The sequence below is a fragment of the Curtobacterium pusillum genome, assembly GCF_007673235.1.
Classification (GTDB): domain Bacteria; phylum Actinomycetota; class Actinomycetes; order Actinomycetales; family Microbacteriaceae; genus Curtobacterium; species Curtobacterium pusillum_C.
In genome coordinates this window covers 134208-156719 of the sequence record NZ_VDZH01000001.1, presented here as the reverse complement: position 1 = coordinate 156719, position 22512 = coordinate 134208, and the positions used below count along the sequence as shown (strand labels likewise).

Sequence of the window (22512 nt, the reverse complement as noted above, 5' to 3'; positions counted from 1 at the left end):
CCTAGCGTCGATGTCATGACGATCACCACCGAAGACCGGCACACCACCGGCACCGTCCCCGCGGACCGGCCGGGGGTGCGCGGACTCGTCGCCCGGCACCCCCTCGTCGCGTTCGCCACCCTCGCACTCGGCCTCAGCTGGCTCGCGTGGACCCCGTACATCCTGTCGCCGCACGGCCTCGGCGTCTGGGACCTGCACTTCCCCGAGTTCCTCGGCACGGCGCAGTTCACGGGTGTCCTGCCCGGTGCGCTCCTCGGCCCGCTCGGCGGTGCGTTCCTCGTGACCGCGCTCGCGGACGGCCGACCGGGACTCCGCCGCTGGGTCGGCCGGCTCTGGCGCTGGCGCGTGGCCTGGTACTGGTACGCCCTCGCCCTCGTCGGCGTGCCCGCGCTCATCGTGGCCACCGGGCTCCCCTTCGCCGGCGGCCAGGTCCAGGCACCGAGCGCCCTCGCCCTGCTCGCCCTCGTCCCCGGGCTCGTCGTGCAGCTGTTCACCACCGGACTGTCCGAGGAGCCGGGCTGGCGCGACTTCGCCCTCCCGCGTCTCCAGGAGCGCTTCGGTCCGCTCGGCGCCGCCGCCGTGCTCGGGCCGCTGTGGGCGCTGTGGCACATGCCGCTGTACCTCAGCGACTGGGGCGGCTGGCCGGACGCGCACTGGACGGAGCCGCTCGTGTTCGCCCTGTTCACGATCACGTTCAACGTCGTCATGACCTGGGTGTTCAACCGCACCGGGGAGAGCCTGCCCGTCGCGCTGCTCCTGCACGTCGGCGTGAACAACACCATCTCGACGCTGTGGGCCGACATGTACCCGGGGATGACCGCCGGCACGATGATGCACGGCCTCGCGATCGTCTCCACCGTAGCTGCCGTCGTGCTCCTCGTCGCGACCCGCGGGCGCCTGGGGTACCCCCGACTCGTAGGATCGAACGATGGCACCCGCTGACGCGCGCACACGACGGACGGACGTCCTCGTCGCCGTCGGCACCGCGGTCCTCGCGCTCGGCCTGCTGCTCGGCCTGCCGCCGCTCGACGCGCTCGACCCGGACTCGGTGGCGCTTCGGTACCCCGAGGTCGGCGGTCTCGCGTGGACACTCCTCGCTGTGGCGCTCCTCGCCCAGTCCGCGGTGCTCCTCGCCGCCGGAAGGTCGCCCCGCGTCACGCTCGTCGTGGTCGCGGCCCTCCCCGTCGCCCTGGCGATCGTGTCGACGAGCACCGTGTTCGGGCTGACCGCGCTCCCGGTCGTCGTAGCCGTCGTGCTCGCCGTGCTCCGGGTTCCACTCCCCCGGCTCTGGCCGGCCGTCGCGCTCACGGCAGCCCTCGTCGTGGCAGGGACCGCGATCGAATGGGGCGACACCAGCGGCGCGTTCCGTGGCGGGGTCGCCCGTGGCCTCACCGGATCACTCGGCCAGGGCGTCCTGCAGGCAGTGGGCGCGGTCGGCCTGCCGCTCGTGGTCACGCTCATCGTCCGGTCCCGACGCGAGTTGCGCGCTGCTCGGCGGGACGAGGCAGCAGCCCGCACCGCCGAGGCCGACGCCCGCAGCGCCGAGGCCGCCGCCGTCTCCCGCGAACAGGACGCCCGTGTCGACGCAGCGGTCTCGCGCGAGCGCGCCGCAATGGCACGGGAGCTCCACGACATCGCCGCACACCACCTGTCCGGGATCGCCCTCATGTCGGCCGTCGTCGACCGGCAGATCGACACCGACCCGGAGCGCGCCCACGACGGCGTCCGGCAGGTCCGCGAGCAGAGCACCGCCGTCCTCGAGGACCTCCGCCGACTCGTCGGGCTCCTCCGTGACGACGCACCGGCCGAACGCGCGGTCGAGACGGTCACCGGGATCGTCGACCTGGTCGAGCAGGCGCGGCACCGGACCGCCGTCGAGCTCGTCGTCCTCGACGGCGAGCACCCGCTCGCCGACGGGATCGGCCCCCTGACGCAGCTCGTCGCGTACCGGACCGTGCAGGAGGCCCTCGCCAACGTCGCACTGCACGCCGCCGGTGCGGCGTGCACCGTCACCGTCGACGACCGCGACCCCGCGCACCTCACCGTGCGCGTCGAGAACGGGGTGCCCACCGCACCGTCCGTCGGGAGCAGCCCGTCGGGTGGGAACGGACTCCGAGGCATGCGCGAGCGGGCAGAACTGGTCGGGGCGCGCCTCCAGGCCGGTCCCACCGGTCCCGGTGGGTGGGTGGTCGAGCTGGTGACGGGCCGGGAGGCACGACCCACCGCCGACGCGTCGGCGCACGATCCGGAGGTGGCCGGGTGATCCGCGTGCTGGTGGCGGACGACCAGCCGCTGGTCCGGGCCGGCGTCTCGGCGCTGCTGTCCGCAGAGCCCGACATCGAGGTCGTCGGTGTCGCCGCCGACGGCGGCGAGGCCCTCGCCCTCGCGCGGAGCACCCGACCGGACGTCGCGTGCCTGGACATCCGGATGCCGGTGCGGAACGGCATCGAGGTCGCCCGCGAACTCTGCGCTCCCGGGGCCGACCCCGCGGTGCCGGTGCTCATGCTGACGACGTTCGACCTGGACGACCTCGTGTTCGGCGCGCTCGAGGCCGGAGCGTCCGGGTTCCTGCTGAAGGACGCCGAACCCGACGTCATCGTCGGCGCCGTCCGGCAGGTCGCCGCGGGCAACGGGACCATCGACCAGACCCTGACCCGGCGGGTCCTGCGCGAGTTCGTCTCACGGCGGAGCCTGCAGCCGGTGTCCGGCGACCGCGCGGACGACGTGCTGACGGCTCGCGAGCGGGACGTCCTGCTGCTCCTCGCCGAGGGGATGTCGAACGAGGAGATCGCCGCGGCGCTCGTGGTGGAGGTGTCCACCGTGAAGTCGCACCTCGCGCGGATGCTCCCGAAGCTCGGGGTGCGATCCCGCCTGCAGGCCGTCGTGTGGGCCTACCAGAACCGCATCGTGCAGGTGCCGGACGGCCCCTGACCGCTCAGCGGCGGCGGTACCGGACGTGCGTCGTCAGCGGGGAGTGCAGCACCTCGACGGGTTCGAAGCCGAACGCCTCGGCACCGTCCTCGAAGATCCGCTCCCCGGACCCGAGCAGCACCGGGGCGATGTCGAGGGTGAGCTCGTCGACGACCCCCGCGGCGAGTGCCTGCCGGACGGTCGACGCCCCACCGGCGATGTCGACCCCACCGTCGCCCGCTGCCTCGACGGCCTGGGCGTAGGCGGCGTCGAAGCCGTCCGTCACGAAGTGGAAGGTCGTGCCCTCGAGCGCGATCGGGTCGTGCGGGTGGTGGGTGAGCACGAAGACCGGTGCGTGGTACGGCGGCTCGGCGCCCCACCAGCCCTGCCAGTCCTCGTCCCACGCGCCCCGGACCGGGCCGAACATGTTCCGGCCCATCACGTACGCACCCCGTGGCCGCATCAGCCAGCCGGCCGCCGTGCGGTCCGCCTCGCCGACATCGGCGCCGGGCATGTGCCACGTGTGCAGTTCCCCGCCCCGACGGCCGAGGGGCTGGTCGCGGCGCTGGTCGGGTCCGGCGACGAAGCCGTCGAGCGAGATCGACATGTGGCAGGTGGTGTCGGCCATCGGCGGGGTGCTCCTCCTGGTCAGGCGGAGACGTGTGCGGCGAGGACCTCGCGCACGGTCGTCCACTGCTCGTCACCGTACCGCCCGTTGTCGACGTGACGCAGTTCGGCCTCGCCGCTGAACATGCTGACGAAGTACTGCATGCCCTGCCAGGCGGGGAACGGCTCGTCGTCGCCCGCCTTCGACAGCCGCCGGCCGACCCGGGCCATCGCCGACAGGGTGCCGACGGTGCCCGCCCACTGCAGGCGGAACGGCGTGCCGGTCAGCTGCGACATCGTGTCGGCGATCGTGCGTGAGGTGACCCGGTCGCCCGCGACCTCGACGACCCGTGGTGCTGCGGGGTCGAGGGCGACGTGCGCGACGGTGCGGGCGACGTCGTCCTTCGTGGTGAAGTCGAGGAGCTGATCGGGCGACGACCAGTACAGGACGCGCTGGCGGTCGAACAGGATGAGGGGTGCCTGCCCGGTGAGCATGTCCGTGAACGCACCGTTGAGCACCGACGTCGCCCGGATCGGTGCGGCGTCGAGGTCGGCGGCGAACTCCCGGCGGAGTTCGAAGTTCCGGTTGGTGCCCGGGGTGATCGACCGGTAGTCGGCGGCGTAGTCGGACGGGACGAACCGTTCGACGCCGGCCTCGACCGCGGCCCGGAGCAGTGCACGCTGGGCATCGACGATGACGGCACGGGTGCCGCTCACCGCCGAGACCACGACGTCGACCCCGGCGAGCGCCGAGGTCAGTGCGGCGTGGTCGGCGTAGTCGGCGGTGACCACGTCGAGGTCGTCGGCAGCGGCGAGGCGTCCGGCCGCGGGACTGCTGCCGCGTGTGAGGACGCGGACGCGGGTGTCGTGGCTGCCGAGCGCGCGGACGATCCGTCGGCCGAGGTCGCCTGTCGCGCCGGCGACGAGGACGGTCGCGGTCACGCCTTCTCGACGTCCGAGAACAGGCCGGTGAACGTCGCACCCCTGGCACCGAGCTGCCCGAAGAGCGCACCGGCTTCCTCGCCCGCGACCGCGGCCGACGCGTCGTCGTAGGAGTCGAAGTACAGGTCGAGGGTGCGGTGGGCCGGCGTGGGCGTGCCGTCCTCCTTCGGCCAGACCTTGCCCGCCTCGAGGCGGCGGAGCTCCGGGAGCGCCGCGGCCGCCTGCTCGAGTGCCGGGTACGCCTGCTCGAACGCAGCCGGGTCGGTCGGGTTGTCGATGATGAGCGTGATCTTCGTGGTCATGCGCCCAGTGTCCGCTCCCCCGGCTGATCGCGTGTCGGTCAGTCGTCGTAGCGGTAGAACCCGCGCCCGGTCTTCCGACCGAGGTGCCCCGCGTCGACGTACTCGTGGAGCAGGCGACGGGGCCCCTCCGGCAGGTGCGGGTCCTCGGCGGCGTAGTGGTCCTCGATGTCGAGGACGACGTCGAGACCGACCTGGTCCATCATGCGGAACGGCCCGGCGGGCGCTCCGGTGTTGACGGTCCACATGGCGTCGACGTCCTCGGGCGTGGAGACACCGTCGGCGACGACGGCGAGCGACTCGCGCTTGATGGCGGCCCAGATGCGGTTGAAGATGAAACCGGTCGACTCTCGGTGGGCGACGAAGGGGTGCACGCCGAAGTGCGGGAGTTCACCGCGGAGGAACTCGATCACTGCCGGGTCGGTCTGTCCGTCGCTCATCAGGTCGACCGCGTTCTGCTGCGGGGGCATGTAGAAGTGCATGTTGAGCACGCGCTCGGGGTGCGTGACCTCGTCGATGACGTGCCGGCTCGCGTAGGACGACGAGTTCGTGGCGAGGATCGTGTCCGGGGCGACCGTCGCGTCGAGCCGACCGAACAGCGGAGTCTTCAGGTCGAGGCGCTCCGGGATCGCCTCGATGACGAGCCAGGCGCCCGCGACGGCCTCGTCGAGGTCGTCGAACGCCCGGATCGTGCCTGCCTCGGCGCCCTCTCGGCTCGCGACGACCGAGGGCAGGGTCTCCTCGACGTACGCGACGGCTGCAGCGCGGACGTCGGCGGACAGGTCGTGGATGCGTGCCTCGGCGCCGCCGCTGGCGAACATGAGGGCGATGCGACGCCCGAGGGTGCCGCCGCCGACCACGGTGACCGGTCGGTCGCGAACGCTCTCGGGGAGCTGGTGGGTCATTGGGGGTCCTTCCCTCGGTGGGGTGATCGTCCGCTCGTTTGCGTGGCGTACTGGTTCGATACAGACTGTACTCGATACAGATCGTATCGTTGTTCCGGAAGGTCACCATGCAGGAAGCCGACGTCCTCCACCACCTCACGACCCCGCTGACCGCGCCCGTGTACCCGCTCCGACCCACGCGCTTCACCGACCGGGAGTACCTCAACGTCGTCTACCGCACCGACCCGGACGCCCTCCGCGCGGTCGTGCCGGAGCCCCTGCAGATCGACGCACCGCTCGTCCGGTTCGAGGTCATGAACATGGCCGAGGTCGACGGCTACGGCCCGTACGTCGAGTCCGGGCAGGCGATCCAGGTCACCCTCGACGGCGAGCGCGGCGAGTACCTGCACACGATGTACCTCGACAACTTCGCCGCGACGGTCTCCGGACGAGAGCTCAGCGCCTACCCGAAGGTCATCGGGACGCCCCGGCTGCGCGTCGACCAGGGCGCCCTCGTCGGCACGCTCGACCGCAGCGGTGAACGGGTCGCGACCGCGACGATGGCGTACAAGTGGGAGCCGCTCGACCTCGACGAGGCACGGGCGCAGATCACCGTGCCGACCTACATGGTGAAGATCGTGCCGAACGTCTTCACCGGCGAGCTCCGGGCCGCCGACCTGGTGCGGACCGAGATCACCGACGTCGTCGTGAAGGAGGCCTGGACCGGTCCCGCACGGCTCCAGCTGTTCGAACACGCGCTCGCCCCGATGGCCGACCTGCCCGTGCTCGAGGTCGTCAGCGCGTCGCACGTCGTGACCGACCTGACCCTCGCACCGGTACAGCCCGCGCACGACTACCTCGGTGCGCGTGCCGCCGCCACCGGGTACTCCGCCGTCTAGCCTGGTCCGGTGAGCGATCTCCCCACACCCGACCGGGCCGTCCGGCGGCGCAGCAGCACCCGGGCGACCCTCATCGCCGCGGCCGAGGCGCTGTTCGACGAGACCGGCTCGACCTCGATCAGCGTCGAGGCGGTCGTCAGCCGTGCCGGGTTCACCCGCGGGGCGTTCTACTCGAACTTCCGCACCGTCGACGAGCTGTTCTTCGCCGTCTACGAACAGCAGGCCGAAGCGGTGTTCGCAGTGCTCGAGCGGGAGCTCGGCGACGCCCTCGAGGGCGAGCACCGCACGGTCGACGACGTGGTGCAGGGCGTCGTCCGTGGCCTGCCCCCCGAGGACAAGTGGTACGCGATCCGGTCCGTGCTCCTCACCCGGGCGCGTCACGACGCCGACGTGAACGCCCTGCTCCGCGCGCACACGGACCGCTTCCACGACACCCTGCAGCCGTTGCTGATCGCCGCACTGCGCCGCATCGGGCGCGTGCCGACGGTGGACGACGCGCTCTACACGAGGGCGGTCGTGGCGGCGCACGTCGGCGCGGTGAGCCAGAGCGTGCTGTTCGACGCGACCGACGCCGTGCGGATCGCAGCGGTGGAGGGGTGCATCCTCGGCCTGACGACGCCCGCCGCCGACTGACCAGCCCGTCGACGACGCCCGTCAGCGCGGGCTGAGCCGGCCTGGGCCGAACGGCAGCCAGCCGGCCCGGTACACGACCCGGTCCTCGGTCTCGTCCGTCCCCACGGTCCGCGTCGCCGTCCCGAACCGCCACACGCGGTTGTACAGGTACACGCCGATGACGGTCCCGCCGTCGTCCGGCACCGCCCACGTCCCGATGCCCCACTGCGCCGGGTGTCCGACGCCGTCGATCGTGACCGTCGGACGCGCGAACCACGTCAGGACGGGTCGGGTGATCCGGAGTTCCACGCGGCGCTTCGTCGTGCCGGAGGGCTGTGTCGCTTCCACTGCCGCAGGATACGGGAGCAGCGTGCCGGAGCCGGACGCTAGGTTGGCCGGGTGACGACGATCGACCTGAACAGCGACCTCGGTGAGGGCTTCGGCGCCTCGAGCATGGGCGACGACCAGGCGATGCTCGACGTGGTCTCGTCGGCGAACATCGCGTGCGGGTTCCACGCCGGCGACCCGGTGATCATGCTCGACACCGTCCGTGCCGCCGCCGCACGCGGGGTGTCCGTCGGTGCCCACGTGTCCTACCGCGACCTCGTCGGGTTCGGCCGCCGGGCGGTGCAGGTCACGCCGGACGAGCTGTACGCCGACGTCGTGCACCAGCTCGGTGCCCTCGTCGCCACCGCGCGCGCTGCCGGCACCACCGTGACGTACGTGAAGCCGCACGGCGCCCTCTACAACACGGCCTGCGCGGACCCGGGGCAGGCTTCGGCGGTGGTCCGCGCGGTCGCCGACGTCGATCCGTCGCTGGCCGTGCTCGCCCTGCCCGACTCCGAGCTCCTCCGAGCGGCCACCACCCACGGCCTCCGCGCCGTCGGCGAGGCGTTCGCCGACCGCGCCTACGAACCCGACGGATCCCTCGTGTCGCGCAGCCGGCCGGGTGCCGTGCTCGACGACGCCGACGAGGTCGCCGAACGGGTGCTCCGCATCGTGACCGAGGGCGTGGCGACCGCCGTCGACGGTTCGGACGTCCCGGTCCACGCGGACTCGGTCTGCGTCCACGGGGACTCCCCCGGCGCGGTCGCGATGGCACGGGCGATCCGCGAGCTGCTCACCACGCACGGCGTCACGATCGCGCCGTTCACGCCGTTCACGCCGTGATCGTCGACGTCCGTCCGGCCGGCACGAGCGCGCTGCTCGTCACCTTCGGCACGCTCGCCGACGTCGTCGCCTTCCACGGCGGACTCACCCGTGCGGCGTTGCCGGGCGTCACCGAGGTGGTCTCCGGAGCCCGCACGCTCCTCGTCCGGTTCGACCCTGCGCGCACCGACGCCCGGAGCCTGCGAGGACGCCTCGACGACGTCGTCCCCGTCGCCGCGGGCGCCCGTGCCGACGACGACCCGGTGGTCGTCCCCGTCACGTACGACGGCGAGGACCTCGACGCCGTCGCCGCCACGACCGGCATGACCACCGACGAGCTCGTCGCGTGGCACACGGGTCAGGTCTGGACGAGCGCGTTCTGCGGCTTCGCGCCCGGCTTCAGCTACCTCACCGGCACGGCACCGTCGCTCGACCTGGCGCGGCGGGACACGTCCCGCACCGCCGTCCCGAGCGGGAGCGTCGCCCTCGCCGGCGAGTTCAGCGCCGTGTACCCGCGCACCTCGCCCGGCGGGTGGCAGCTCATCGGCCGCACGTCGGTCCCGATGTGGTCGCTCGACCGCGACCCGCCCGCACTCGCCCCGGCGGGCACCCGCCTCCGCTTCGTCGCGGCGGATCGCGCATGAGCACCCTCACCGTCCTGCAGGTCGGCCCCGGCACGTCCACGCAGGACACGGGACGCCCCGGGTTCAGCGACACGGGCCTGGGTGCGGCCGGCGCCGCCGACCGAGGTTCCGCCGCGCTCGCCAACCGCATGGTCGGCAACCGTCCCGACGCGGCCGTCCTGGAGGCACTGCTCGGCTCCGTCACGCTCCGCACCGATGCGCACGTGGTCGCCGCCACCACCGGCGCACCCTGCCCGGTCGAGGTCGCGTCCGCCGACGGCCGCGTCCGCGGCGCCGCCGCGTACGAGGTCCTGCACCTCGCACCGGGCGACGTCCTCCGGCTCGGCGTACCGACGAGCGGACTCCGCGCGTACCTCGCCGTCCGCGGTGGGCTGGCGGTCGAGCCCGTGCTCGGCAGTCGATCGTGGGACTCCCTCGCGCTGCTCGGCCCGGCACCGTTGCGGGTCGACGACGTCCTGCCGATCGGGGACGCCGCCGATGCCTGGCCGAACGTCGACGCCGTCGCTCCCCCGGTGTCCGGCGACGCCGTGCTGGACGTCGTGGCCGGGCCCCGCGACGACTGGTTCCTGCCGTCGTGGCGCGGCCTGCTGACGGACCAGGAGCACCGGGTGACCCAGGACAGCGACCGCGTCGGGGTCCGGACCACCGCAGCACGCCCGCTCGTCCGGGCCGTCACCCGGGAGCTGCCGAGCGAGGGCGTCGAGACCGGGTCGCTCCAGGTGCCGCCGGACGGGCACCCCGTCCTGTTCCTCGCCGACCACCCGGTGACGGGCGGCTACCCGGTCGTGGCCGTGCTCACGCCGGCCTCGGTCGACCGCGCCGCCCAGCTCCGCCCCGGCGACGCGTTCCGGTTCCGCCTCGTCGGCTGAGGCCCGCGTCGGGTCACTCGAACATCTCGGCGAGCGCCGCGTGCGGATCCCCCTGCACGACGTGGGCCGAGGGGGGTTCCGGCCAGTGCACGGTGCCGTCGTCCGACCAGCACGGCACGACGTGGACGTGCAGGTGCCGCACGCTCTGCCCGGCATCCGTCCCCGACGCCTGCAGCAGCACCGTCCCGGTCGCGCCGAGCGCCCCGCGCATCGCGCGGGCGACCCGCTGCGCCAGCGCGAACGTGGCGGCGAGCCCCACCGGCCCGGCCGTCAGCAGGTCGTCCGTGTGCTGCACCGGCACGACGAGCGTGTGCCCCGGCGCGAGCGCCGAGTCGGGGAGCGGCGCGAACGCGACGGCGTGTTCCTCGCGCTCGACCCACGTCGCGGGAGCCTCCCCGGCGATGATGCGGCAGAAGGTGCAGGGTTCCATCCGGCCATTCTGCTGTCCTGGAGGCGCATGGCGGGCCCGCACCGCGCCTCCAGTCCGCCACGGTGTGTCCGGAGCCGCCGTGCCGGGATGGGACGATTGCTGCATGACCGCCACGCTCGTCGCCAAGGGCCTCGCCGGCGGCTACGCCGCACGCACGCTGTTCGACTCCCTCGACCTCACCGTCGCGCCCGGCGACGTGATCGGCGTGGTCGGCGTCAACGGGGCCGGCAAGTCGACGCTGCTCCGGCTCCTCGCCGGCGTGGACGAGCCGCTCGCCGGCACGGTGTCGCTCGCACCGACGGACGCCTTCGTGGGGTGACTCCCGCAGGAGCACGAGCGCGTCGAGGGCGAGACGGTCGCCGGGTACATCGCGCGTCGGACCGGCTGCGCCGAGGCCACGACGACGATGGACGCAGCAGCGGCGGCACTCGGTGCGCCCGACGCGGGCGACGCGGTCGCGGACGCCTACTCGGCCGCGCTCGACCGGTGGTTGGCTGCGGGTGCGGCGGACCTGGACGAGCGCATCCCCGCGGTGCTGGCCGACCTCGGCCTCGAGGTCGGGTCGGACGGAGACGGGGCCGGCCCGGACTCCCTGATGACGGCGCTGTCCGGCGGGCAGGCCGCCCGCGTCGGCCTCGCTGCCCTCCTGCTCTCCCGGTTCGACATCGTCCTGCTCGACGAGCCGACGAACGATCTCGACCACGACGGTCTCGACCGGCTCGAGGGCTTCGTCCGGGGGCTCCGCGGCGGGGTCGTGCTCGTCAGCCACGACCGCGAGTTCCTGGCGCGCTCGGTCACCGCCGTGCTGGAGCTCGACCTCGCGCAGTCGTCCAACCGGCTGTTCGGCGGCGGGTACGACTCCTTCCTCGAGGAGCGCGAGATCGCCAAGCAGCACAAGCGCGACGCCTACGAGGACTACGCCTCGACGAAGGCCGACCTCGTCTCGCGCGCGCGGACGCAGCGGGAGTGGTCGAGTCAGGGCGTCCGGAACGCCATGAAGAAGGCACCGGACAACGACAAGATCCGCCGCAAGGCCGCGAGCGAGTCGAGCGAGAAGCAGGCGCAGAAGGTCCGGCAGATGGAGTCCCGCATCGCTCGGCTCGACGAGGTCGAGGAGCCCCGCAAGGAGTGGCAGCTCGAGTTCACGATCGGCAGCGCGCCCCGGTCGTCGGCGGTCGTCGCGACCCTGGCTGACGCCACCTTCACGCAGGGCGACTTCACGCTCGGGCCGGTCTCGCTGCAGGTCGACGGCGGCGACCGGATCGGCATCACCGGTCCGAACGGCGCCGGCAAGTCCACCCTGCTCCGGGCGCTGCTCGGCAAGCAGGCACCGACCACGGGCACTGCCTCGCTCGGCTCGAACGTCGCGATCGGCGAGATCGACCAGGCCCGTGCGGCCTTCACCGGCGACCAGCCCCTCGCCGCGGCGTTCGAGGCGATCGTCCCCGAGTACACGACCGCCGACGTCCGGACCCTGCTCGCGAAGTTCGGGCTGAAGGCCGACCACGTCGGACGTCCCGCGAGCGCGCTCTCCCCCGGTGAGCGCACCCGCGCCGGACTCGCTCTGCTGCAGGCCCGCGGGGTGAACGTCCTGGTGCTGGACGAGCCGACGAACCACCTCGACCTCGTGGCGATCGAGCAGCTGGAGCAGGCGCTGGAGTCGTACGAGGGCACGCTCCTGCTCGTCACGCACGACCGCCGGATGCTCGAGACCGTCCGCCTCGACCGGCAGTGGCGGGTCGAGGTCGGGTGGGTCACGGAACGGTGACTCCGTAGGCTCGTGGGCATGGTCGACCTGCAACTCGCGCTGAACGGCGACACGACGCACCCGGCGATGCCCCGCACCGCCCAGGAGATCGCGCGGGACGCCGCCGACTGCGTCGCGGCCGGTGCCACGCTGCTCCACCTGCACGCCTTCGACGACGACGGCACCGAGTCGCTCGCGGCCGGGCCCGTGGGTCGGATGCTCCGGGCGGTGCGCGCCGCGTGCCCGGGGATCCCGCTGAACGTCACGACGTTCGCCGCGATCGTCCCCGATCCCCGAGAACGGCTGTCGCTGGTCTCCTCGTGGACCGAACTGCCCGACCTCGTCGCCGCGAACCAGGGCGAAGCCGGCATCGACGAGGTCAGCGAGGTGCTCGCCCGCCGCGGCGTCGGGATCGAGGCCTGCGTGCTGAGCACCTCCGACGCCGAGCGGTTCGTCCGGAAGGGCGGCCACGACCGGTTCGTGCGCCTCGTGGTCGAGCCGCTGCTCGAGGACGTCGACGAGGCGCTCGCGCTCGACGCCGAGATGGAGGCGCTGATCGCCGCCGCCGACGTCCGCCTCCCCCAGCTCCACCACGGGATCGGTGCGGCGTCGTGGCAGGTCAGCCGTCGGGCGCTCGCGCGAGGGCACGCGATCCGGACCGGGCTCGAGGACACGTCGGTCCTCGAGGACGGCAGCGCCGCGACGTCGAACGTCCAGCTCGCCGTCGCGGCAGCCGCCCTCGTCAGCGGGTCAGGCCGAGCCGGTCGATGACCTCGGCGCTCTCCTCCTCGGGAGTGCGGTCCGCGGCGATCGTGACGTGCGCCTCGTCGGCCTGCGGCGGCTCGAGCGTCGCGAGCTGGGAAGCCAGCAGCGACGTCGGCATGAAGTGCCCCGACCGCTGTGACATCCGGTCCTCGATGAGGGAGCCGTCCCCGGCGACGTGCACGAACACCACGCCGGGCGCCCGCAGCACGTCGCGGTAGGAGCGCTTCAGGGCCGAGCAGGTCACGACGCCCGGTGTCCCGGCGTCGAGGTGCGTGCGGATCCACGTCGCGATGACGTCGAGCCACGGCCAGCGGTCCTCGTCGGTGAGCGGAGTGCCGGCGTGCATCTTGTCGACGTTCGCCTGCGGGTGCATCGCGTCACCCTCGGCGAAGTCCCACCCGAGCTGCTCGGCGACCATCGCGGCGACGGTGGACTTCCCCGACCCGGAGACGCCCATCACCACCAGGACGCGTGCGTCGACGGTGCTCAATGGATGAACACCCCCGCGAGCATGACCCCGGCGAGGCCGAACACCGAGATGAGGCACTCGAGCATCGTCCACGTCTTGAACGTCTGCCCGACCGTGGTGTTGAGGTACCCCTTCACCAGCCAGAACCCGGCGTCGTTCACGTGCGACAGGAAGACCGAACCGGCACCGATCGCGAGCACGAGCAGCGAGGTCATCGGCGAGGACAGGTCGTGCGCGATCGGGGCCATGATGCCGGCCGCGGTCACCGTCGCGACCGTCGCGGAACCGGTGGCCACGCGGACGAGGGCCGAGACGACCCAGGCCACGAGCAGCACCGAGATCCCCGAGTCCTTCACGGCGTCGGCGATCACCCCACCGATCCCGGTGTCGATGAGGACCTGCTTGAAGCCACCACCGGCCCCGACGATGAGCAGGACGCCAGCGACCGGCGGCAGCGCGCTCTCCAGGGACTTCGACACCGCGGATCGGTCCATGCCGCCACCGATGGCGAAGAAGATCATCGCGTAGACGGCGGCGATCCCGATCGCGATCATCGGCGACCCGAGGAAGTCGAGCAGGCTGACCCAGGAGCCGGAAGCGTTCGGAACTGTGGCCTCACGGATGGCCTGGGCGAGCATGAGGACGACCGGCAGCAGGATACCGACGAGCGCGACGGTGAACGACGGGCTGCGCGGTTCGCTGATGACGCGGGTGAAGTCGCTCTTGCCGTGGGGCAGGGAGGCGGTGTCCTGCGTGGCGGGGCCGCGCCGTGCCTCCCGTCCGGCCTGTGCCGGGTCGTCGGAGGCGGAACCCGATCCGCGCGAGCCGAACATGTCGGGGGCGGGGATGTCGACCCAGCGCGCCGCGAAGCGGGCGAAGACCGGGCCGGCCAGGACGATGACGGGGATCGCGAGCACGATGCCGAAGGCGAGGGTCGTGCCGAGGTTCGCGCCGACGGTGGAGATCGCGACGAGCGGGCCGGGGTGCGGCGGGACGAAGGCGTGCATCGTCGACAGGCCGACCAGCGCGGGCACCGCGATCTTCATGATCGGGACGGAGCTGCGCTTCGCGACCAGCACGATGATCGGGATGAGCAGGACGAGGCCGACCTCGAAGAACATCGGCAGGCCGATCAACGCACCGATCAGGGCCATCGTCCACGGCAGCGCCGCCTTCGACGACTTCCGCACGAGGGTGTCGACCACGCGGTCGGCGGCGCCGGAGTCGACGAGCATCTTGCCGAACATCGAGCCGAGGCCGACCAGGATGCCGACGCTCGTCATGGTCGCGCCGAACCCGTTGCCGAAGCTCGTGACCGCCTTGTCCGGCGCGAGTCCCGCGCCGATGCCGACGCCGAGCGCACCGATCGTCAGCGCGATGAACGGGTGCACCTTGAGCCAGGTGATGAGCGCGATGATCACGACGATGCCGATCACCGCCGCGATGATCAGCTGTGCGACCGGGCCGGACGGGTCGACGGTCTCGGTCCCGCCGCCGTCTGCTGCGAGGACGGAGACCGCGTGGGCCGTGGCCGTGTGGGCCGTGACCGCGCCGGTCGTGGCCGGATCGGCCAGGAGAGCGTGAGGCATCGGTGCCCCTTCCTGGAGCCGCTGCCGCGCGGCTCCGTCGCCTTCGTGTCGAGAACGGTCTGGCGTGCTGCGCGTCCACCGTCAATAATCTGATTAATCAGACTATACGACGATCCACCGCGCGGCACTCGCCCTCCCGGGCAGTCTGCCGATTCGATGGACAACGCGTCACGCCGACTGCGTGACGCGTACTGCATGGAGGAACGATGCCCACCGGACGCGGCCTGCACGCCCACGTGCTCGACACCCTCGGGCAGCGCATCGTCGACGCGGTGCTCGCCCCCGGCACCGTCGTCCGGCCCGAGCTCGTCGCGGAGGAGTTCGGCGTGTCGCGGTCCGTCGTCCGCGAGGCCCTCCGCGTCCTGCAGTCCCTCGGCCTCGTCGAGCCCCGACAGCGGGTCGGCACGCAGGTGCTCGGCATCGGGTCGTGGGAACTGCTCGCACCGACGGTCATCCGGTGGCGCGGCGCCTCGCCGTCGTACTTCGTCCAGCAACGTGAGCTGCTCGAACTCCGGCTCGGCGTCGAACCCGTCGCGGCATCGCTCGCGGCCGGGACACCCGCTGCGTCCGCGGTGCTCGCGGCGGCGTCGGACATGCTCGACGCGTGTGGCCGGGAGGACAGCCGCGCCTACCTCGAGGCCGACGTGCGCTTCCACCGCGCGCTGCTCACCGCCTCCGGCAACGCCGTGTTCGCGCACTTCGCGGGGACGGTCGAGGCACTGCTGCGGACCCGGACGTCGGAGTCGCGAGACACCATCACGCGCTGGACGCGGGACGCGGCGGCCCGGCACGAGGCGGTGGGGCGGGCGCTCGTCGCGGGCGACGGCGTCGCTGCGTCGGCGGCCGCGGGCGAGCTGGTGCGCGTGACGCGGGACGAGTTCATCGCGGAGGCGCCGGCGTCCTGAAGCGGTGGGCGTTGCGCGCGTTCCTTCCCATCACGCGCGACCTAGGTTGCCGAACCGCGCGTAAGAGGCAGGAAGGAACTGCTCCCTACGCGCGAAATGGCCGCCTACGCGCGGAATGGCGCCCTGGACGCGACCAACTGACGGACTGGAGGCGCGGTGCGGGCCCGCCACGCGCCTCCAGGCCGGTACCCGCGCGCGTTCCTTCCCATCGCGCGCGACCTGGGATGCCGAACCGCTCGTAAGAGGCAGGAAGGAACTGCTCCCTACGAGCGGAGCAGCCTCCTATGCGCGGAACGGCCCCCTACCGGCGCGCGAAGAGCCGCGGGCCGCGCAGGCGCAGCCGCATCGTCACCGTGCCGAGCCACCGGTCGTACTTGTAGCCGACCTTCCCCATGCGGCCGACCTCCTCGAAGCCGAGTCGCTCGTGCAGGCGGATCGACGCCTCGGCCTGACGGTCGGCGATGACGGCGACGACCTCGCGGACGCCGGCCGACCGGCACTCGTCGAGCAGCGCCTCCATGAGCGCGCGCCCGAGGCCCTTCCCGCCGGACGCGGCACCGAGGTAGATCGAGTCCTCGACGACGCGGTTCGAACGGTCCCGCGGGTTCCAGGCGTCGACGAGGGCGTACCCGAGCACCTGCCCGGACGGGTTCTGGGCCACCAGGAACGGCAGACCCCGGCGGCGGATGTCGTCGTACCGGCGCTTCCACGCGGCGAAGGTGAACGCAGACGGGTCGAAGGTCACCGACGAGTTGCGGACGTAGTGCGTGTGGATCTCTCGGATGTCGGGAAGGTCCGTGGGTTCCGCGGCACGGATCGTGTAGGCGAACGCCGCTTCCGCCGGCACCGGGGCACGCAGGTGTCGCGGCAGGACCCGCCGTCGCTGGTATTCCTCCTCGAGCACGCGTCCGAGCCTATGCCGCAGGCGGTACGACCGGTTCGGCGGGCAGCGTCCAGTCCACGGGTGACGCGCCCTGCGCGACGAGCAGCTCGTTCACCTGCGAGAACGGCCGGCTGCCGAAGAACCCCCTCGACGCACTGAGCGGCGAGGGGTGCGCGGACGCCACGACCGGGGTGTCGCCGAGGAGCGGCCGGACCGAGCCCGCCTGGTTGCCCCAGAGCACGGCGACGAGGGGCTTCCCCCGGGCGGCGAGCGCACGGACGGCCTGGTCGGTGACGGCTTCCCAGCCCCTGCCGCGGTGACTGCCCGCCTCGCCGGACCGGACGGTGAGCACGCGGTTGAGGAGCAGCACGCCCTGCGCGGACCACGCCCGGAGGTCACCGTGGGCGGGCGGCGTCAGGCCGAGGTCGGACTCCAGCTCGCGGTAGATGTTCGCCAGGCTCCGTGGCACCGGTCGCACAAGCGGGTCGACCGCGAACGACAGGCCGATCGGGTGCCCGGGCGTCGGGTAGGGGTCCTGCCCGACGACGAGCACCTTCACCGCGTCGAACGGGTCGGCGAAGGCCCGGAGGACGTGGTCCCCGGCGGGCAGGTAGGGGCGGCCGGCGGCGACCTCGTCCCGGAGCCAGGAGCCCATCCGGTGGACGTCCTCCTCGACCGGGGCGAGCGCGCCGGCCCAACCGGGGTCGACCAGGTCGGCGAGCGGGTGGGCCTGCACGACGCTAGGCGCCCATCGTCGCGACCGCGACCGACTCCTCGCCGGCGACGACTCGCCAGACGCTGCCGGTGCCGCGGACCTCGAGGGCGCCCTCGCCGACGACGAGCGTGGTGTCCTCGTCGATCGCGATGCCCGCGGTGACGAACTCGGCCTCGGCGCTCGCGATGAGTCGAGCGAGCGTGCCGGCCTGGACCGCGTGCACGTCGATGGTCAGGTCGACGAGCCCGAGGCCCTCGCGGAGCTCGACCTCGTCGAGGCCCTCGGACGCGTCCTCGGGGCAGATCTCCACGCCGCCGATGCGCCAGCCGCCGATGAGGGCACGGTCGGAGGCGATCATCGCGCCCGCCGAGTAGCCGAGGTACGGCAGGCCGTCGGACACGAGCAGGCGGATCTGGTCGACGAGCGGGGCGACGGCGTCGAGGTAGTGCGGGGTGACCCCGCCGCCGACGACCAGGGCGTCGACGTCGCTCAGCACGGTGGTGCTGAAGACCTCGCCCGGGGCGATCTCGGTGACGAGGACCTCGGCCTGGCGTGCGCCGCCGAGGACCTCCGCGATGTCCGCGGTGGACGGTGAGACGCCGGCGGCCGACGGCCCGGCGACCGACAGCAGTCCGATGCGCGGCACGGTCCGGCCGACCGCCGCGGATCGCGCGGTGGCCTCGGCGAGGAACGGCGCAGCGGCGTCCGAGGCGGCGAAGGGTCCGCCGCCGACGAGGTGGATGCTCACGACTCGGCCGTCACCGGGGCAAGCGCGCTCCACGGGAAGGTGATCCACCCGTCGACACGACGCCAGACGTGGTCGGGCTCGAGCACGGTACCGGGCTTCGAGTACAGGCAGGCGCTGCGGACGTCGGCACCGGCGTTCCGGATGATGTCGACCACCAGGCGCAGCGTGCGGCCGGAGTCGGACACGTCGTCGACGACCAGGACGCGCTTGCCGGCGAGGCTCGGGGCGTCGAGGGCGGGCGACAGGATGACGGGCTCGTCGAGGCGCTGCTCGACGTCGGTGTAGAACTCGACGTTGATCGAGCCGCACTCCTTGGTGCCGAGCGCGTAGGCCACGGCACCGGCGATGATGAGGCCACCGCGGGCCACGGCGACGACGACCTCGGGTTCGAAGCCGGACGACAGGACGTCCTTCGCGAGCAGGCGCGCCGCGTCCCCGAACTCCAGCCAGCCGAGCACCTCGGGCCCGCTCGTCACGGTCACGGTCGAGGGAGCCTGGGCGGGTGGCCCGGATTCGCTGCTGATCGGCATCCGACCACGGTACCGGCACGGACCCCACGCCCGCGACCCGCACGCACGCCCGGGCGCGTGCGGACCCGCGCACCGACCCGTCAGACGCGCGGCGTCAGGGTCCCCCGCGCCAGCTTGTGCTGCGCCGACTGCGCCACCGGCCGGATCGTCACCAGGTCGAGGTTGACGTGCGGCGGCAGCTCGACCGAGTGCACGATCGCCTCCGCGACGTCTTCAGCGACGAGCGGCTCGGGCACGTTGTCGTACACCGCCGCCGCCTTGTCCTCGTCGCCGCGGAAGCGCGTGAGGGCGAACTCGTCGGTCTTCACCAGGCCCGGCGCGATCTCGACGACGCGGATCGGCTCCCCGTTCAGTTCCAGCCGGAGGGCACCGACGAGCGCGTGCTCGGCGAACTTCGCGGCGTTGTACCCGCCGCCGTTCTCGTACGCCACGTGCCCGGCGGTGCTGGTCACCGTCACGATGTCCGCGCTGCCGGCGGTCGCCGCACGACGGCGCAGGTGCGGGAGCAGGGCCGCGACGACGCGCTTCGTCCCGATCACGTTCACCTCGAACATGGCCCGCCAGTCGTCGACGTCCGACTCCTCGACGCTCGCCGACCCGAACGCACCGCCGGCGTTGTTCACGAGGACGTCCGCTCCCCCGAGCTCCTCGACGCGGGCGGCGAGGGCCGACACGTCGGCAGCGTCCGTGATGTCCGCCACGAGCACGTCGGCGCCGGTCTCCGCGGCGAGCGCCTCGAGCTTCGCCGCACGACGGGCGACGGCCAGCACGTCCCACCCGTGCGAGCGGAACAGCCGGACGGTCGCCGCCCCGATGCCCGAGCTCGCTCCGGTGACGACCGCGCGACGAGGTGCGGCTTCGGCACGAGATGCCATGTGGTTCCTCCAGGGATCGGGTGGGACGTCCTGACAACCGTACCGATCAGGCAAGGTCACGATCAGGTAACGTGACGGGCGATGACGACGGATGCCGCTCCTCCCGCGCCCTCGGCGCCCGCCACGCAGCTCGAACCGGGTCGTGCGAAGCGTCGTATCCCGATGTGGGACACGGCGCGGTTCCTCGCGGTCACGCTCGTGGTCATCGGCCACGCGATCCAGCGGCAGACGACGGCGAGCGAGCACGCCCTGGCGCTGTACACATTCATCTACGCGTTCCACATGCCCGCCTTCGGCGTCATCAGCGGGTACTTCTCGTCCGCGGACACCCCGACGGCGAAGCGGATGCGCCGGACCATCACGGACATCGTCGTGCCGTACATCATCATGCAGACGATCTGGACCGTGGTGCAGGGACTCGTCGAGGGCGGGAAGAAGTTCAACCCGACGCAGCCCACCTGGACGCTCTGGTTCCTGCTGGCCCTCGGCATCTTCCGGTTGATCCTGCCGTACCTGGCGCAGCTGCGGTGGCCGTTGTTCTGGGCGGTCGTGTTCAGCATCGGCGTGGGCTACTTCGACAACGTCGACTCCACGCTGTCCCTGTCGCGGGCGATCAGCCTGCTGCCGTTCTTCCTGGTCGGCTGGCAGGTGAAGCAGTGGGGGTTGTTCGACCGCTGGTACGAGGCCCCGAGGCGCGTGGTCGTCCGGATCCGCATCGCCGCCGCGGCCGTGTTCGCGGCGTGGGCGGTGGCGTGCGCCATCTGGATCCCGCAGTTCAAGGAGTTCGACCTGCACCACTGGTTCTTCTACGACGACTCCTACTCGGGTCTCGGTGAGGACGCCTGGTGGGCCGGTGCCGTCCGCTTCGGGTTGATGCTGCTCGCGGCGCTGCTGACGGCGTGCTTCCTGCTCCTCGTGCCCCGCCGGAACGTCTGGATCACCCAGTTCGGCGCGGCGACGATGTACGTCTACCTGCTCCACACGTTCCTGCTCTACCCGATCCGCGAGTCCGGGATCCTGGCCGGGCAGCACTCGGCGTGGCCGTACGTGCTGCTCATGGTGGGGATCGCCTGCGCGGTGAGTCTGTTCCTCGCGCAGCCCTTCGTGCGGCGCGGGATGCGCTGGCTGCTGGAACCGAACGTGCGCTGGTTGTTCAGGTGACATCCCCGCGCAAGCCGTCGTCTTCGCTGCGCTCAGTCGGCGGCGCGCGACATCGCGGCAGGCCGCGACCATCTCCCGTGGCCGCCGCCGCCAGACCGTAGGACACTCCCGGACTGGAGGCGCGGCTCGGGCCCGGCGGGTGCGTTACGTCCCGAGGCGGGTGCGCTGGTACCAGCGCGACCACCTGCGTACCGTGGCGTGCGACGCAAAGCTGCGCCGTGCCTCCAGGCCGAGCGCAAGGCGACCCGACGACCAGCTGCACCGGACAGGAGCACCAAGATGAGCACGAACGACGCCGCCCCCTGGCGGTTCGAGACCACCCAGGTCCACGCCGGCGCCCAGCCGGACCCGACCACCGGCGCCCGCGCCACCCCGATCTACAAGACGACGTCGTACGTCTTCGCGAACTCGGACGAGGCCCGCGACCTGTTCGCCCTGGCCAAGCCGGGCAACATCTACTCGCGCATCATGAACCCCACGAACGACGTCGTCGAGCAGCGCATCGCCGCGCTCGAGGGCGGGAGCGGTGCCCTGCTCGTCGCGTCCGGGCAGGCCGCGGAGACGTACGCGGTGTTGAACATCGCCGGTGCGGGCGACCACATCGTCTCGTCGTCGTCGATCTACGGCGGCACGTACAACCTGTTCAAGTACACGCTGGCGAAGCTCGGGATCGAGACGACGTTCGTCGAGGACCAGGACGACCTCGAGGAGTGGCGCCGCGCCGTCCGCCCGAACACCAAGCTCTTCTTCGCCGAGACCATCGGCAACCCGAAGATCAACGTCCTCGACATCTCCGGCGTCAGCGACGTCGCGCACGAGTCCGGGGTCCCGCTCATCGTCGACAACACGATCGCGACGCCGTACCTCATCCGTCCGTTCGAGCACGGTGCCGACATCGTGGTGCACTCGGCGACGAAGTTCCTCGGCGGGCACGGCACGGTCATCGGCGGGATCATCGTCGACGGCGGCAAGTTCGCATGGTCGCAGCACCCGGACAAGTTCCCGGAGTTCAACACGCCCGACCCGTCGTACCACGGCGCGGTGTTCGCCGAGGCGGTCGGCAACGAGCTCGCCTACGTCGTGAAGGCGCGCGTGCAGCTGCTGCGCGACCTCGGGGCGTCGAACTCCGCCGACACCGCGTTCGCCCTGCTGCAGGGCATCGAGACCCTGTCGCTCCGCATCGAGCGGCACGTGTCGAACGCGCAGGAGATCGCCGAGTGGCTCGACCGTCACCCGGACGTCGCCACGGTGGCCTACGCCGGACTGCCGACGTCGCCCTGGTACGCCGCGGCGAACAAGTACGCGCCGAAGGGCGTCGGCGCGGTGCTGTCGTTCGAGCTCAAGGGCGGCGTGCCGGCGGGCAAGGCCTTCGTGGACAACCTGCAGCTCTTCTCGCACCTGGCCAACATCGGCGACGTGCGCTCCCTGGTCATCCACCCGGCGTCGACCACGCACTCGCAGCTCACGCCCGAGCAGCAGCTCACGACCGGTGTCACGCCGGGTCTGGTGCGCCTGTCGGTCGGCATCGAGAACATCGACGACCTCAAGGCCGACCTCGAGGCCGGGCTCGCCGCGGCCCGTGCGGTCTCGCAGGAGGGGCTGCGCGCGTAGCGTCCCGGGCTGGCGTCGGCGCACGCCGGCCGCCGGCCGCCTGCCGTTGGCCGCCTGCCGACTCCGAACGACGAAACCGCTGTCGCACGACAGCGGTTTCGTCGTTCCTGCGCGCATGCAACTCTTGCGCGAGCGCGGTTGCGACAAGACCGCTGTCGTACGACGTCGACGTTGTCGCACCACGTCGACCGCCGCACCCGCTCGCCGCACCCGCCCGCCCGCCCGCCGACCCGACCCGACCACGTGCCGTGGAGCCGCGACGCGCCGGGC

Annotated in this window: 25 protein-coding genes and 1 pseudogene; 13 read left to right on the top strand and 13 right to left on the bottom strand. The window is 72.4% G+C overall.

From position 1 onward, the window contains the following. Positions 1-15: 15 nt before the first annotated feature. The 3 genes from FS532_RS00745 to FS532_RS00735 are packed head-to-tail and all read left to right on the top strand — an operon-like array spanning position 16 to position 2931. Entirely contained in the window at positions 16-942 is a 927-nt protein-coding gene (locus FS532_RS00745; protein ID WP_144749478.1) for a CPBP family intramembrane glutamic endopeptidase, read from the top strand. After that, on the top strand, positions 929-2263 hold the full coding sequence (locus FS532_RS00740) for a sensor histidine kinase (protein ID WP_144749476.1): 1335 nt from the start codon (positions 929-931) through the stop codon (positions 2261-2263). The genes FS532_RS00745 and FS532_RS00740 overlap by 14 nt, the downstream gene beginning before the upstream one ends. Then, entirely contained in the window at positions 2260-2931 is a 672-nt protein-coding gene (locus tag FS532_RS00735; protein WP_144749474.1) for a response regulator, read from the top strand. The genes FS532_RS00740 and FS532_RS00735 overlap by 4 nt, the downstream gene beginning before the upstream one ends. Positions 2932-2935: 4 nt before the next feature. Here the strand turns inward: FS532_RS00735 and FS532_RS00730 are convergent, their stop codons facing one another. Genes FS532_RS00730 through FS532_RS00715 form a run of 4 tightly spaced genes read right to left on the bottom strand, consistent with a single transcriptional unit; the run spans position 2936 to position 5662 of the window. Then, positions 2936-3538 carry a dihydrofolate reductase family protein gene (locus FS532_RS00730; protein WP_144749472.1) on the bottom strand — a complete coding sequence of 201 codons (603 nt, stop codon included), beginning with the start codon at positions 3536-3538 and terminating at the stop codon, positions 2936-2938. Between the two features lie 20 nt (positions 3539-3558). Beyond that, a complete protein-coding gene (locus tag FS532_RS00725; protein WP_144749470.1) occupies positions 3559-4458 on the bottom strand; it encodes an NmrA family NAD(P)-binding protein in 900 nt (299 codons plus the stop codon). Continuing rightward, positions 4455-4760: an EthD family reductase gene (locus tag FS532_RS00720; RefSeq protein WP_144749468.1), complete on the bottom strand. Its 306-nt coding sequence runs from the start codon at positions 4758-4760 to the stop codon at positions 4455-4457. The genes FS532_RS00725 and FS532_RS00720 overlap by 4 nt, the downstream gene beginning before the upstream one ends. A 38-nt stretch (positions 4761-4798) precedes the next feature. Then, complete coding sequence (locus tag FS532_RS00715) at positions 4799-5662, bottom strand: 3-hydroxyacyl-CoA dehydrogenase family protein (RefSeq protein WP_144749467.1); 864 nt, start codon at positions 5660-5662, stop codon at positions 4799-4801. 107 nt (positions 5663-5769) lie between these two features. Here FS532_RS00715 and FS532_RS00710 point away from each other — a divergent pair, with 107 nt between their 5' ends. Both FS532_RS00710 and FS532_RS00705 read left to right on the top strand, forming a co-directional pair. After that, complete coding sequence (locus FS532_RS00710; protein WP_144749465.1) at positions 5770-6540, top strand: acetoacetate decarboxylase; 771 nt, start codon at positions 5770-5772, stop codon at positions 6538-6540. Positions 6541-6549: 9 nt separating this feature from the next. After that, positions 6550-7173: a TetR/AcrR family transcriptional regulator gene (locus tag FS532_RS00705; RefSeq protein WP_144749463.1), complete on the top strand. Its 624-nt coding sequence runs from the start codon at positions 6550-6552 to the stop codon at positions 7171-7173. A gap of 21 nt (positions 7174-7194) precedes the next feature. Here the strand turns inward: FS532_RS00705 and FS532_RS00700 are convergent, their stop codons facing one another. Beyond that, a complete protein-coding gene (locus tag FS532_RS00700; protein WP_144749461.1) occupies positions 7195-7500 on the bottom strand; it encodes a hypothetical protein in 306 nt (101 codons plus the stop codon). A 51-nt stretch (positions 7501-7551) separates the two neighbouring features. Here FS532_RS00700 and FS532_RS00695 point away from each other — a divergent pair, with 51 nt between their 5' ends. Genes FS532_RS00695 through FS532_RS00685 form a run of 3 tightly spaced genes read left to right on the top strand, consistent with a single transcriptional unit; the run spans position 7552 to position 9814 of the window. Next, a complete protein-coding gene (locus FS532_RS00695; RefSeq protein ID WP_144749459.1) occupies positions 7552-8322 on the top strand; it encodes a LamB/YcsF family protein in 771 nt (256 codons plus the stop codon). Further along, positions 8319-8945 (top strand): 5-oxoprolinase subunit B family protein, encoded by a 627-nt coding sequence (locus FS532_RS00690; protein ID WP_144749457.1) that lies wholly within the window; start codon positions 8319-8321, stop codon positions 8943-8945. The genes FS532_RS00695 and FS532_RS00690 overlap by 4 nt, the downstream gene beginning before the upstream one ends. After that, a complete protein-coding gene (locus tag FS532_RS00685; RefSeq protein WP_144749455.1) occupies positions 8942-9814 on the top strand; it encodes a biotin-dependent carboxyltransferase family protein in 873 nt (290 codons plus the stop codon). The genes FS532_RS00690 and FS532_RS00685 overlap by 4 nt, the downstream gene beginning before the upstream one ends. A 13-nt stretch (positions 9815-9827) precedes the next feature. Here the strand turns inward: FS532_RS00685 and FS532_RS00680 are convergent, their stop codons facing one another. Beyond that, positions 9828-10244 (bottom strand): HIT family protein, encoded by a 417-nt coding sequence (locus tag FS532_RS00680; protein ID WP_186321854.1) that lies wholly within the window; start codon positions 10242-10244, stop codon positions 9828-9830. A 103-nt stretch (positions 10245-10347) separates the two neighbouring features. On the opposite strand from FS532_RS00680, the pseudogene FS532_RS00675 reads away from it, so the two are divergent. Together FS532_RS00675 and FS532_RS00670 are read left to right on the top strand one after the other, a co-directional pair. After that, positions 10348-12012, top strand: a pseudogene (locus tag FS532_RS00675) (ABC-F family ATP-binding cassette domain-containing protein). A gap of 18 nt (positions 12013-12030) precedes the next feature. Continuing rightward, complete coding sequence (locus FS532_RS00670; RefSeq protein ID WP_144749451.1) at positions 12031-12762, top strand: 3-keto-5-aminohexanoate cleavage protein; 732 nt, start codon at positions 12031-12033, stop codon at positions 12760-12762. Here FS532_RS00670 and FS532_RS00665 read toward each other — a convergent pair. After that, on the bottom strand, positions 12734-13246 hold the full coding sequence (locus tag FS532_RS00665) for a gluconokinase (protein WP_440130690.1): 513 nt from the start codon (positions 13244-13246) through the stop codon (positions 12734-12736). The two genes, FS532_RS00670 and FS532_RS00665, sit on opposite strands and share 29 nt — an antisense overlap. Then, positions 13243-14814, bottom strand: a complete 1572-nt coding sequence (locus tag FS532_RS00660; protein ID WP_260852458.1) for a GntP family permease — start codon at positions 14812-14814, stop codon at positions 13243-13245. Before FS532_RS00660 ends, FS532_RS00665 begins: the two co-directional genes overlap by 4 nt. Positions 14815-15020: 206 nt before the next feature. Between FS532_RS00660 and FS532_RS00655 the strand changes: the two genes are divergently transcribed. Further along, a complete protein-coding gene (locus FS532_RS00655) occupies positions 15021-15719 on the top strand; it encodes a FadR/GntR family transcriptional regulator (protein WP_144749449.1) in 699 nt (232 codons plus the stop codon). A gap of 301 nt (positions 15720-16020) precedes the next feature. Here FS532_RS00655 and FS532_RS00650 read toward each other — a convergent pair whose 3' ends face one another. The 5 genes from FS532_RS00650 to FS532_RS00630 all read right to left on the bottom strand — a co-directional run bounded on the left by FS532_RS00650 (position 16021) and on the right by FS532_RS00630 (position 19470). Continuing rightward, positions 16021-16623: a GNAT family N-acetyltransferase gene (locus FS532_RS00650; protein ID WP_144749447.1), complete on the bottom strand. Its 603-nt coding sequence runs from the start codon at positions 16621-16623 to the stop codon at positions 16021-16023. Positions 16624-16633: 10 nt separating this feature from the next. After that, positions 16634-17338, bottom strand: a complete 705-nt coding sequence (locus FS532_RS00645) for a uracil-DNA glycosylase (RefSeq protein ID WP_144749445.1) — start codon at positions 17336-17338, stop codon at positions 16634-16636. A gap of 4 nt (positions 17339-17342) precedes the next feature. After that, entirely contained in the window at positions 17343-18065 is a 723-nt protein-coding gene (locus tag FS532_RS00640; protein WP_186321853.1) for a Type 1 glutamine amidotransferase-like domain-containing protein, read from the bottom strand. Beyond that, the gene (locus FS532_RS00635) at positions 18062-18595 is read right to left on the bottom strand and encodes a phosphoribosyltransferase (RefSeq protein WP_260852455.1); all 534 of its coding nucleotides are present in this window, start codon (positions 18593-18595) and stop codon (positions 18062-18064) included. Before FS532_RS00635 ends, FS532_RS00640 begins: the two co-directional genes overlap by 4 nt. Before the next feature lie 80 nt (positions 18596-18675). Further along, positions 18676-19470 carry an SDR family oxidoreductase gene (locus FS532_RS00630; protein WP_144749441.1) on the bottom strand — a complete coding sequence of 265 codons (795 nt, stop codon included), beginning with the start codon at positions 19468-19470 and terminating at the stop codon, positions 18676-18678. Positions 19471-19551: 81 nt separating this feature from the next. Here FS532_RS00630 and FS532_RS00625 point away from each other — a divergent pair, with 81 nt between their 5' ends. Together FS532_RS00625 and FS532_RS00620 are read left to right on the top strand one after the other, a co-directional pair. After that, positions 19552-20631: an acyltransferase family protein gene (locus tag FS532_RS00625; protein WP_144749439.1), complete on the top strand. Its 1080-nt coding sequence runs from the start codon at positions 19552-19554 to the stop codon at positions 20629-20631. 279 nt (positions 20632-20910) lie between these two features. Then, positions 20911-22242 (top strand): bifunctional o-acetylhomoserine/o-acetylserine sulfhydrylase, encoded by a 1332-nt coding sequence (locus FS532_RS00620; protein ID WP_144749437.1) that lies wholly within the window; start codon positions 20911-20913, stop codon positions 22240-22242. Positions 22243-22512: the final 270 nt, after the last annotated feature.

Bases quoted from the DNA above. Each gene is read 5' to 3' on its own strand.
- FS532_RS00720 (WP_144749468.1), bottom strand. From the start codon at position 4,760: ATGACCACGAAGATCACGCTCATCATCGACAACCCGACCGACCCGGCT.
- FS532_RS00745 (WP_144749478.1), top strand. From the start codon at position 16: ATGACGATCACCACCGAAGACCGGCACACCACCGGCACCGTCCCCGCG.
- FS532_RS00655 (WP_144749449.1), top strand. From the start codon at position 15,021: ATGCCCACCGGACGCGGCCTGCACGCCCACGTGCTCGACACCCTCGGG.
- FS532_RS00625 (WP_144749439.1), top strand. From the start codon at position 19,552: ATGACGACGGATGCCGCTCCTCCCGCGCCCTCGGCGCCCGCCACGCAG.
- FS532_RS00740 (WP_144749476.1), top strand. From the start codon at position 929: ATGGCACCCGCTGACGCGCGCACACGACGGACGGACGTCCTCGTCGCC.
- FS532_RS00685 (WP_144749455.1), top strand. From the start codon at position 8,942: ATGAGCACCCTCACCGTCCTGCAGGTCGGCCCCGGCACGTCCACGCAG.
- FS532_RS00710 (WP_144749465.1), top strand. From the start codon at position 5,770: ATGCAGGAAGCCGACGTCCTCCACCACCTCACGACCCCGCTGACCGCG.
- FS532_RS00680 (WP_186321854.1), bottom strand. From the start codon at position 10,244: ATGGAACCCTGCACCTTCTGCCGCATCATCGCCGGGGAGGCTCCCGCG.
- FS532_RS00660 (WP_260852458.1), bottom strand. From the start codon at position 14,814: ATGCCTCACGCTCTCCTGGCCGATCCGGCCACGACCGGCGCGGTCACG.
- FS532_RS00670 (WP_144749451.1), top strand. From the start codon at position 12,031: ATGGTCGACCTGCAACTCGCGCTGAACGGCGACACGACGCACCCGGCG.
- FS532_RS00620 (WP_144749437.1), top strand. From the start codon at position 20,911: ATGAGCACGAACGACGCCGCCCCCTGGCGGTTCGAGACCACCCAGGTC.
- FS532_RS00715 (WP_144749467.1), bottom strand. From the start codon at position 5,662: ATGACCCACCAGCTCCCCGAGAGCGTTCGCGACCGACCGGTCACCGTG.
- FS532_RS00635 (WP_260852455.1), bottom strand. From the start codon at position 18,595: ATGCCGATCAGCAGCGAATCCGGGCCACCCGCCCAGGCTCCCTCGACC.
- FS532_RS00730 (WP_144749472.1), bottom strand. From the start codon at position 3,538: ATGGCCGACACCACCTGCCACATGTCGATCTCGCTCGACGGCTTCGTC.
- FS532_RS00630 (WP_144749441.1), bottom strand. From the start codon at position 19,470: ATGGCATCTCGTGCCGAAGCCGCACCTCGTCGCGCGGTCGTCACCGGA.